Source organism: Streptomyces sp. P17 (assembly GCF_032436805.1).
In the GTDB taxonomy this organism is placed as follows: Bacteria; Actinomycetota; Actinomycetes; order Streptomycetales; family Streptomycetaceae; genus Streptomyces.
The window spans coordinates 107667-116814 of sequence record NZ_JAVRBF010000021.1 but is presented as its reverse complement, the minus strand read 5'-3'; the positions used below and the strand labels follow the sequence as shown (position 1 = coordinate 116814).

The 9148-nt window shown below is 68.4% G+C and carries 10 protein-coding genes, 5 tRNA genes and 1 pseudogene; 3 read left to right on the top strand and 13 right to left on the bottom strand.

The genetic code is table 11. From position 1 onward, the window contains the following. From RMT89_RS16160 to leuC, 4 genes are all read right to left on the bottom strand, one after another. Positions 1-553, bottom strand: a 553-nt coding sequence (locus RMT89_RS16160; protein ID WP_315884451.1) for an HU family DNA-binding protein, incomplete at its 3' end; no start/stop codon positions are given. 137 nt (positions 554-690) lie between these two features. Beyond that, the gene (locus RMT89_RS16155; protein WP_315884450.1) at positions 691-921 is read right to left on the bottom strand and encodes a hypothetical protein; all 231 of its coding nucleotides are present in this window, start codon (positions 919-921) and stop codon (positions 691-693) included. Positions 922-1198: 277 nt separating this feature from the next. Beyond that, complete coding sequence (leuD, locus tag RMT89_RS16150; protein WP_315884449.1) at positions 1199-1792, bottom strand: 3-isopropylmalate dehydratase small subunit; 594 nt, start codon at positions 1790-1792, stop codon at positions 1199-1201. A 6-nt stretch (positions 1793-1798) separates the two neighbouring features. Further along, a complete protein-coding gene (gene leuC / locus RMT89_RS16145) occupies positions 1799-3229 on the bottom strand; it encodes a 3-isopropylmalate dehydratase large subunit (protein WP_315884448.1) in 1431 nt (476 codons plus the stop codon). Between the two features lie 198 nt (positions 3230-3427). On the opposite strand from leuC, the gene ndgR reads away from it, so the two are divergent. Continuing rightward, positions 3428-4144 carry an IclR family transcriptional regulator NdgR gene (gene ndgR, locus RMT89_RS16140; protein ID WP_250074667.1) on the top strand — a complete coding sequence of 239 codons (717 nt, stop codon included), beginning with the start codon at positions 3428-3430 and terminating at the stop codon, positions 4142-4144. A 72-nt stretch (positions 4145-4216) separates the two neighbouring features. Here ndgR and RMT89_RS16135 read toward each other — a convergent pair whose 3' ends face one another. Continuing rightward, positions 4217-4738 (bottom strand): DUF4188 domain-containing protein, encoded by a 522-nt coding sequence (locus RMT89_RS16135; protein WP_315884447.1) that lies wholly within the window; start codon positions 4736-4738, stop codon positions 4217-4219. Positions 4739-4827: 89 nt separating this feature from the next. Here RMT89_RS16135 and RMT89_RS16130 point away from each other — a divergent pair, with 89 nt between their 5' ends. Continuing rightward, positions 4828-5472 carry a MerR family transcriptional regulator gene (locus RMT89_RS16130; RefSeq protein WP_315884446.1) on the top strand — a complete coding sequence of 215 codons (645 nt, stop codon included), beginning with the start codon at positions 4828-4830 and terminating at the stop codon, positions 5470-5472. A 44-nt stretch (positions 5473-5516) separates the two neighbouring features. Here RMT89_RS16130 and RMT89_RS16125 read toward each other — a convergent pair. The 6 genes and pseudogenes from RMT89_RS16125 to RMT89_RS16100 all read right to left on the bottom strand — a co-directional run. After that, positions 5517-5589: transfer RNA gene (locus tag RMT89_RS16125), tRNA-Glu, on the bottom strand. Between the two features lie 28 nt (positions 5590-5617). Next, positions 5618-5689, bottom strand: a tRNA-Gln gene (locus tag RMT89_RS16120). 20 nt (positions 5690-5709) lie between these two features. Beyond that, positions 5710-5782 (bottom strand) — tRNA-Glu (locus RMT89_RS16115). 29 nt (positions 5783-5811) lie between these two features. Next, positions 5812-5884, bottom strand: a tRNA-Glu gene (locus tag RMT89_RS16110). A gap of 21 nt (positions 5885-5905) precedes the next feature. Next, positions 5906-5977, bottom strand: a tRNA-Gln gene (locus RMT89_RS16105). A 90-nt stretch (positions 5978-6067) separates the two neighbouring features. After that, positions 6068-6493, bottom strand: a pseudogene (locus RMT89_RS16100) (HAD family hydrolase); the annotation flags it as partial. Between the two features lie 36 nt (positions 6494-6529). On the opposite strand from RMT89_RS16100, the gene RMT89_RS16095 reads away from it, so the two are divergent. Continuing rightward, positions 6530-6814, top strand: a complete 285-nt coding sequence (locus RMT89_RS16095) for a hypothetical protein (protein WP_315884445.1) — start codon at positions 6530-6532, stop codon at positions 6812-6814. 60 nt (positions 6815-6874) lie between these two features. On the opposite strand, the gene gltX is transcribed toward RMT89_RS16095, so the two are convergent. Both gltX and RMT89_RS16085 read right to left on the bottom strand, forming a co-directional pair. Continuing rightward, complete coding sequence (gene gltX / locus RMT89_RS16090; protein WP_315884444.1) at positions 6875-8359, bottom strand: glutamate--tRNA ligase; 1485 nt, start codon at positions 8357-8359, stop codon at positions 6875-6877. Beyond that, positions 8352-9128: a fumarylacetoacetate hydrolase family protein gene (locus tag RMT89_RS16085; RefSeq protein ID WP_315884443.1), complete on the bottom strand. Its 777-nt coding sequence runs from the start codon at positions 9126-9128 to the stop codon at positions 8352-8354. The genes gltX and RMT89_RS16085 overlap by 8 nt, the downstream gene beginning before the upstream one ends. Between the last annotated feature and the right edge of the window lie 20 nt (positions 9129-9148).

Sequence of the window (9148 nt, the reverse complement as noted above, 5' to 3'; positions counted from 1 at the left end):
TCTTCGCGGGGGCCTTCTTGGCCGTCGCCTTCTTGGCGGTGGTGGCCTTCTTCGCGGTGGTCTTCTTCGCGGCGGCCGTGGTCTTCTTCGCGGTCGTCTTCTTCGCCGTGGTCGTCTTCTTCGCGGGGGCCTTCTTGGCCGTCGCCTTCTTGGCGGTGGTGGCCTTCTTCGCGGTGGTCTTCTTCGCGGCGGCCTTCTTGACCGTGGCCGCGGCACCGCCGGTCAGGCTGCCCTTGGGCGCCTTCTTGACGGCGACCTCGCCCCCGCGCGGGAGCTTCTTCGAACCGCTCACCAGATCCTTGAAGCCCTGGCCCGCGCGGAACCGCGGCACGGAGGTCTTCTTGACCCGAACCCGCTCGCCCGTCTGGGGGTTGCGGGCGTACCGCGCCGGACGGTCGACCTTCTCGAACGAACCGAAGCCGGTGACCGAGACCCGTTCACCCGCGACGGTCGCGCGGACGATGGCGTCCAGGACCGCGTCGACAGCATCGGCGGCCTGCTGGCGGCCGCCCAGCTTGTCGGCAATCGCTTCTACGAGCTGCGCCTTGTTCACGTCTTCCCCTTCGGAGACATTGCCAGAACGAAAGTGTTCAAGCTTTTTCGCACGTTAGGCAGATATATACCGCAAATCAAACACGAAACGGGCTTATCACCCTTGTGCCGCAACGGACTCGACTGTCTCTGGAGCCCTCAACGTTCCTCGTCGGGGAGTCGACCCGCGTCGAGGTCCGCCGAGAACGCCTCCAGTCGCCTTGCCGCATCGGCGAGATCGTGCTTGGCCGCGGCCGTAATGACCAGCAGCTTCCGGGTCAGCGCCATCCGTACGCCCTCCGGGACTTGCAGTGCGCGCACTCTTGTGTGCGCTTCCTTGAGTTGGTCCGCGACCGCCGCATAGAGCTCGAGTTGGCCGTCGTGTTCCATGCACAGATTGTGCCATCTGGGGCGAGTTGTCGCCTGCTCAGGGTGCAACTGCCGCCTCAAACGGCCGTCCGGGCACCGGCGGAAGCCACGGCTTCGACTCTCGCCTACCCCGGCAACAACCGTCGTAACGTGGGAAGTTGAGGCGATCCCTCGGCGCGCCCGGGGCCGTTCGGGTGCAGACACAGCTGTACCCCCGATCGGGCTGATCGGGGGTACAGCGGGGGTGTTGTGGTGGCCGAATCTCGACCTGTTCAGTTGCTCCGGGGGCTTCCCGGCGTCACGCCTGGAGCGTCTGCGGCTTGTACGACGGCCGCTTGGCCTCGTACGCGGAGATGTCCGCCTCGTTCTGGAGGGTGATGGAGATGTCGTCCAGGCCGTTCAGCAGCCGCCAGCGGGAGTTCTCGTCCAGCTCGAAGGAGGCGGTGACGCCCTCGGCGCGCACCTCGCGGTTCTCCAGGTCCACGGTGATCTCGGCCTCGGGGTTCTCCTCCGTGAGCTCCCACAGCGCGTCCACGATCTTCTGCTCCAGAACCACCGTGAGCAGGCCGTTCTTGAGCGAGTTGCCGCGGAAGATATCGGCGAAGCGGGAGGAGATGACGGCCTTGAAGCCGTAGTTCTGCAGCGCCCAGACGGCGTGCTCACGGGAGGATCCGGTGCCGAAGTCGGGACCGGCGACCAGAACGGTCGCGCCCTTGCGCTCGGGCTGGTTGAGGATGAACTGCTCGTCCTTGCGCCAGGCCTCGAACAGCCCGTCCTCGAAACCGTCCCGCGTGACCTTCTTGAGCCAGTGAGCAGGGATGATCTGGTCGGTGTCGACGTTGGAGCGGCGCAGTGGGACGGCCCGGCCGGTGTGCGTGGTGAATGCTTCCATGACTTCTCAGACTCCAGCGGGCGTACGGGTCTCGGCGTCGGACAGATCGGCGGGGGACGCCAGGTGGCCCAGCACGGCGGTCGCGGCGGCGACCTGCGGCGACACTAGATGCGTACGGCCGCCCTTGCCCTGCCTGCCCTCGAAGTTGCGGTTGGAGGTGGACGCGGAGCGCTCACCGGGGGCCAGCTGGTCGGGGTTCATGCCCAGACACATCGAGCAGCCCGCGTGCCGCCATTCGGCGCCGGCCTCCTTGAAGACGACGTCCAGACCCTCGGAGACGGCCTGCAGACCGACCCGCGCGGAGCCCGGGACGACCAGCATCCGTACGCCGTCGGCGACTTTGCGGCCCTTCATGAGCTCGGCGGCGGCGCGCAGGTCCTCGATGCGGCCGTTGGTGCAGGAGCCTACGAAGACGGTGTCCACCTTGATGGACGTCAGCGGCTGGCCGGCCTCCAACCCCATGTATTCCAGGGCCTTTTCGGCGGCGAGGCGCTCCGAAGCGTCTTCGTACGAAGCAGGGTCGGGGACGTTCGCCGAAAGCGGCGCGCCCTGGCCGGGGTTGGTGCCCCAGGTGACGAACGGCGACAGTTCGGCGGCCTCGATGACGACCTCGGCGTCGAACTCGGCGTCCTCGTCCGTCCTCAGCGTCTTCCAGTAGGCGACCGCGGCGTCCCAGTCCTCGCCCTTGGGGGCGTGCGGACGGCCTTCGAGGTAGTCGAAGGTGGTCTGGTCGGGGGCGATCATGCCCGCGCGGGCGCCGGCCTCGATCGACATGTTGCAGATGGTCATCCGGGCCTCCATCGACAGCTTCTCGATGGCGGAGCCGCGGTACTCCAGGACATAGCCCTGGCCGCCGCCGGTGCCGATCTTGGCGATGATCGCCAGGATCAGGTCCTTGGCGGTCACGCCCTCGGGCAGTTCGCCGTTGACCGTGATGGCCATGGTCTTGGGGCGGACCAGGGGCAGCGTCTGGGTGGCCAGCACATGCTCGACCTGGGAGGTGCCGATGCCGAACGCCAGGCCGCCGAAGGCGCCGTGCGTGGAGGTGTGGGAGTCACCGCAGACGACGGTCATGCCGGGCTGGGTCAGACCCAGCTGCGGGCCGACGACATGCACGACGCCCTGTTCGACGTCGCCCAGCGGGTGCAGGCGCACCCCGAACTCGGCGGCGTTCTTGCGCAGCGTCTCCAGCTGGATCCGGGAGACCGGGTCGGCGATGGGCTTGTCGATGTCGAGGGTCGGGGTGTTGTGGTCCTCGGTGGCGATGGTCAGGTCGAGCCGGCGCACCTGGCGACCGCTCTTGCGGAGGCCGTCGAAGGCCTGCGGGCTGGTCACCTCGTGCAGCAGGTGCAGATCGATGAAGAGGAGGTCGGGCTCGCCCTCGGCGCGCCGGACGACGTGGTCGTCCCAGACCTTCTCCGCGAGTGTCCTACCCATCGCTTTCCCTCCGGCCGGCATACGGTCCGCCGGCCCAACTAGAGATCTTGAGAAGACGGCTGCTCGCGCCCCTGTTCCCGGGCGTCCGCCGCCGGGCCCGTTGGTCTGCGGGCCGCTGTGCCTTCGTGACATCCAGAGTGGCGTGTTCCACGGAAAATTGAACTTGCGTTTCACAGAGTGAGACGCGAGTATCGTTTCATGGACAACAGTAGCGGCGTCGGCGTCCTGGACAAGGCAGCCCTTGTCCTGAGCGCCCTGGAGTCCGGTCCGGCCACCCTCGCGGGTCTGGTGGCGGCGACCGGGTTGGCACGACCCACGGCCCATCGGCTGGCCGTGGCGCTGGAACACCACCGCATGGTGGCGCGCGACATGCAGGGCCGTTTCATTCTCGGCCCTCGCATGGCAGAACTGGCCGCGGCCGCGGGTGAGGACCGTCTCCTCGCCACCGCGGGCCCGGTGCTCACGCACCTCCGTGACGTCACGGGCGAGAGCGCGCAGCTCTACCGCCGCCAGGGCGACATGCGCATCTGCGTCGCCGCGGCGGAGCGCCTGTCCGGACTCCGGGACACGGTCCCGGTCGGCTCGACGCTCACGATGAAGGCGGGTTCCTCCGCCCAGATCCTCATGGCCTGGGAGGAGCCGGAGCGCCTGCACCGGGGCCTGCAGGGCGCCCGCTTCACGGCGACGGCCCTGTCGGGCGTACGGCGCCGGGGCTGGGCCCAGTCGATCGGCGAGCGCGAGCCGGGCGTCGCGTCCGTCTCCGCGCCCGTGCGCGGCCCCTCCAACCGTGTGGTGGCCGCCGTCTCGGTCTCCGGCCCCATCGAGCGCCTGACGCGCCACCCGGGCCGGATGCACGCCCAGGCGGTCATCGACGCCGCCGCGCGCCTCTCCGAGGCCCTGCGCCGCACGGGCTGACCTTCGGGCACGAGATCGGGGAGGACCTGCCTCAACGCCGCGGCAGGCCCTCCCCGTCCCCCGATCCCCCCGTCACCCGGCCTCTTCGGCCACCTTCGCCGTCGACCGGTGCGCGAACCGGTCCTTCGCGTAGCGGCCCCGCTTCTCCAGGGGCACCTGGCCGTGCGCGGCAGCGAGCCCGAAGGCCGGCATGTCGAAGTAGATCGACTCGTACGAGCCCTCCGGCACGATGTACGCCTCGTGCCACAGCCCCACGTGCTGCCGGACCTTCCCCGCCTTCTCCTTGCGGTTGAGAGTCGCCCACGCCCCGCGATGGAGCGCGTCCGAGGCGTGCGCGTAGGCGTACAGCTTCTCCTTGGACTCCCAGTACTGGACGACGTAGTACGTCCGCGGCGAGGCCGTCAGCAGGACATGGCCGAGCAGCCCCCGCTCGGGTGCCTTCCCCAGCTCACGCAGCATCCGCGGCATGGCCAGCGCCACCGGCAGCCAGTGATGCACCGCCCAGAAGCGGTTGATCCGCATGCCGATCAGCAGGACGACCACATCGCCCTCGGCGTTCGCGGTGGTGCGACCCGGTGTCGGCCTGGCGAACATGACGAGCCCCCGTCTGCCCTGTCGGATAGCGGCACTATCCTTCTGAGTGGTGCTTGGATAGTGGCACTCCCCAAGGAAGGGCGCAAGAGATGCGGCTGGCTGAACTGAGCGAGCGCAGCGGGGTGTCCACCGCGACGATCAAGTACTACCTGCGCGAAGGGCTGTTGGCGCCCGGCCGCCAGATCAACACGACCACGGCCGAGTACGACGAGGAGCATCTGCGCCGGCTGCGGCTGATCCGCGCGATGATCCAGGTCGGCCGGGTGCCGGTGGCCACGGTCAGGGAGGTACTGGAGCACGTCGACGACGACTCCCTGCCCCGCGCGATGCGCCTGGGCGCTGCCATCTGGGCCATGCCGCAGGTGCCCGAGCCGGAGGTGGACGACGAGTTCGTCCAGGGCGCGCGGGCCGCGATGGAGGGGCTGCTCGACACCCTGGGCTGGTCCAACGCCCGGGCCCTGACTGGCCTCTCCCCCGCCTTCCGCTCCCTCGTGGTGACGGCGGCCGCGCTGCGTCGCCTCGGCTACGACTGGGGTCCCGAACAGCTCCTGCCCTACGGCCGGTTGATGCAACAGGTGGCCGTGCTCGACCTGGATTTCATGGAGACGCACGAGTCGGAGGCCGAGAAGGCCGAGATCGCGGTCCTGGGTGCGGTCCTCGTCGAACCGATGCTGCGGGCGCTGCACCGGCTGGCGCAGGAGGAGGAGTCGACGCGGAGGTATGGCTACGAGTAGAACGCGAAAGGCCCTCCACCGAAGTGGAGGGCCTTTACTGTGCGTACCCCCGACCGGATTCGAACCGGCGCTACCGCCTTGAGAGGGCGGCGTGCTAGGCCGCTACACAACGGGGGCGTGGATCCTGCGTTTTCGCAGGTCCGAGCTGGCCTACCTGGACTCGAACCAAGAATGACGGTACCAGAAACCGTAGTGTTGCCAATTACACCATAGGCCAATATGGTTTAGACCATTTCGTACCCCCGACCGGATTCGAACCGGCGCTACCGCCTTGAGAGGGCGGCGTGCTAGGCCGCTACACAACGGGGGCCCTAGCGATCATCGCGATGGAGATCACCGTACCCCCGACCGGATTCGAACCGGCGCTACTGCCTTGAGAGGGCAGCGTGCTAGGCCGCTACACAACGGGGGCTTTGCAGATAAGCTCTGCGAGCTGGCCTACCTGGACTCGAACCAAGACTAACTGAACCAGAATCAGTCGTGCTGCCAATTACACCATAGGCCACTGGAACGCAAGCCCCGAGGGGATCTTGTTCTAGCTTGCGCCTCTGGTTCCCGGCCTTTCGGCCCGCTCTCCGGCGGCGCAGGAAGAACATTACCCGAAGGTGGACGGGGCTCCAAAACGGGTATCCGAGCCGAGCAGCGCGGGGAGTTCGGCGAGGGTGGCGATCCGGTGCGGACCTGCGGGTGCGTCGGCGCCGGTGGAAACGGTGCCGCGGTCGATCCACACCGACAGCAGAGCGGCGTCGGCGGCGCCCCGCCCGTCGATCTCCGGATGGTCCCCGACGTAGGCCACCTCGTGCGGGGGCAGGGCGAGAGCCTCGCAGGCAGCGAGGAAGGCCTCGGCCTCCGGCTTGGAGACGCCCGGCTCGGCGGCGCACAGGATGGCCTCGAAGCGGTCGTGCACGCCGAGGGCGCGGAGCTTGCGGTCCTGGAGGGTGAGGCTGGAGTTGGACAGCACGGCGTGCCGGTGGCCGGCGGCGAGGCGTCCAGGCCCCGGCAGCACGTCCGAGAAGAGGGCCGGGCAGCGGCACGGTGCGGCTGGCACACTGAGGCCGTGAGCGAGTACCGCGTCCAGTTCACCGTCGAGGCCCGTACGACGTATGACGCCCTGCCCGAGGAACGCCGAGCGGAGTTGGACAGGGCCGTGCGCGTACTGGCGCGTGACCCGTTCCGGAAGACTTCGACTGCACAGCTCGGCCCCGACGAGCATCTACGCAAGGCCTACGTTGCCCCCGGCGTGATGCTGGAGTACATGGTGGCCGGCACGATCATGGTCATCGTCGTACTGGAAATCTTCGACGAGAGCGCCTACTTGATCGACGAAGCCGACGCCCAGTAACCCATACCCCGAGGGGCGGCATCCGGAACTGCGGATGCCGCCCCTCGCATGTGCGTCGTGTCACACGGCGAGCCGCGCCAGCGCCGCGTCGATCCGCGTCAGCGTCTTCTCCTTGCCCAGGATCTCCAGGGACTCGAAGAGCGGCAGTCCGACCGTGCGGCCGGTGACGGCGACCCGGACCGGGGCCTGGGCCTTGCCGAGCTTGAGGCCGTGGGCCTCGCCGGCGGTCAGGACGGCCTCCTTCAGGGAATCCGGGGAGGTCCAGTCCGCCGACTCCAGCTTCTCGCGGGCCGTGCGCAGGAGGGCGTCGGAGCCCTCCTTCATCGCCTTGGTCCAGCTCTGCTCGTCGAACACCGGCTCCGGCAGGAACAGGAAGTCGACGTTGTCCGTGATCTCCGACAGAACCTTCAGGCGGGTCTGCGCGTGCGGGGCTACGGCCTGCCACTTGGCCTCGTCGAAGTCCTCCGGGGCCCAGGGGGCGAACGGGGCCTTCAGCCACGGGACGCAGCGCTCGGTGAAGTCCTTCACATCGAGCATGCGGATGTGGTCGCCGTTGATCGACTCGCACTTCTTCAGGTCGAAGCGGGCCGGGTTGGGGTTCACGTCCGCGATCTCGAAGGCCGCGACCATCTCGTCCATCGTGAAGATGTCCTGGTCCGCGCTGAGCGACCAGCCGAGCAGGGAGAGGTAGTTGAGCAGTCCCTCGGGGAGGAAGCCGCGCTCGCGGTAGAGGTTCAGCGACGACTGCGGGTCGCGCTTGGAGAGCTTCTTGTTGCCCTCGCCCATCACATACGGCAGGTGGCCGAAGGAGGGGATCTGCTTGGCGATGCCCAGCTCCATCAGCGCCTTGTACAGGGCGATCTGACGGGGCGTCGAGGAGAGCAGGTCCTCGCCGCGGAGGACGTGGGTGATCTCCATCAGGGCGTCGTCGACCGGGTTCACCAGGGTGTACAGCGGGGCGCCGTTGGCGCGGACGATGCCGTAGTCCGGGACGTTCTCCGGGGTGAAGGTCAGCTCGCCGCGGACCAGGTCGGTGAAGGTGATCGTCTCGTCCGGCATCCGGAAGCGGACGATCGGCTCGCGGGCCTGGGCCTGGTACTCGGCGACCTGCTGGGCGCTCAGCTCACGGCAGTGGCCGTCGTAGCCGGAGGGCTTGCCGGCCGCGCGGGCGGCGTCGCGACGGCTGTCCAGCTCCTCCTGGGAGCAGTAGCAGTGGTAGGCGTACCCGCCGTCCAGGAGCTTCTGCGCGACCTCCTTGTAGAGGTCCATGCGCTGCGACTGGCGGTACGGCGCGTGCGGGCCGCCGACTTCGGGGCCCTCGTCCCAGTCGAAGCCCAGCCAGCGCATCGAGTCCAGCAGCTGGTTGTACGACTCCTCCGAGTCGCGGGCCGCGTCGGTGTCCTCGATGCGGAAGACCAGAGTGCCGCCGTGGTGCTTGGCGAACGCCCAGTTGAACAGGGCGGTGCGGACCAGGCCCACATGGGGGTTGCCGGTCGGTGACGGGCAGAAACGGACACGGACTGCTGGGGCGGATGCGCTAGCCACGCTTGACAACCTTGTTGGTGAGAGTGCCGATGCCTTCGATGCTGACGGAGACCTCGTCGCCGACAGCCAGGGGGCCGACCCCCGCGGGGGTGCCCGTGAGGATCACGTCGCCGGGGAGCAGCGTCATGGCCTCGGTGATGTTGACGATCAGATCCTCGATGGGGTGGATCATCTCGCTGGTGCGGCCGAGCTGCCGCTGCTGTCCGTTGACCGTGAGCTGGACGGTCAGGTCGGAGGGGTCCAGGTCCGTCTCCACCCAGGGGCCCAGCGGGCAGGAGGTGTCGAAGCCCTTGGCCCGGGCCCACTGCTTCTCGCGCTTCTGGACGTCCCGGGCGGTGATGTCGTTGGCGCAGGTGTAGCCGAGGATCACGTCCTTGACGCGCTCGCGCGGGACCTCGCGGCACATGCGGCCGATGACCACGGCGAGCTCGGCCTCGTGGTGCAGGTCCTGGGAGAAGGGCGGGTACTGGATCTCGTCGCCGGGGCCGATCACCGAGGTGGAGGGCTTGAAGAAGGCGAACGGGGCGTCGGGCACGTCGTTGCCCAGTTCGCGGGCGTGCGCGGCGTAGTTGCGGCCGTAGGCCACGACCTTGTTGGGGAGCACCGGGGGCAGCAGCCGGACCTTGCTCAGTGGCACCTTGGTGCCGGAGCGCTCGAATTCCGCGAACGGGATGCCCTTGATGATGTCGAGGACGAGTTCCTCAGGCTTGTCGCCCTCGACCACGCCGAAGGCGACGTTCCCGTCGATGGAGAATCTGGCGATGCGCACGGGATGCTTGGCCCCTTGAC

Coding starts and splice junctions, on each gene's coding strand:
- RMT89_RS16130 (WP_315884446.1), top strand. CDS start 4,828: ATGCGGCTGGCTGAACTGAGCGAGCGCAGCGGGGTGTCCACCGCGACG.
- ndgR (WP_250074667.1), top strand. CDS start 3,428: ATGGACAACAGTAGCGGCGTCGGCGTCCTGGACAAGGCAGCCCTTGTC.
- leuC (WP_315884448.1), bottom strand. CDS start 3,229: ATGGGTAGGACACTCGCGGAGAAGGTCTGGGACGACCACGTCGTCCGG.
- leuD (WP_315884449.1), bottom strand. CDS start 1,792: ATGGAAGCATTCACCACGCACACCGGCCGGGCCGTCCCACTGCGCCGC.
- RMT89_RS16135 (WP_315884447.1), bottom strand. CDS start 4,738: ATGTTCGCCAGGCCGACACCGGGTCGCACCACCGCGAACGCCGAGGGC.
- RMT89_RS16155 (WP_315884450.1), bottom strand. CDS start 921: ATGGAACACGACGGCCAACTCGAGCTCTATGCGGCGGTCGCGGACCAA.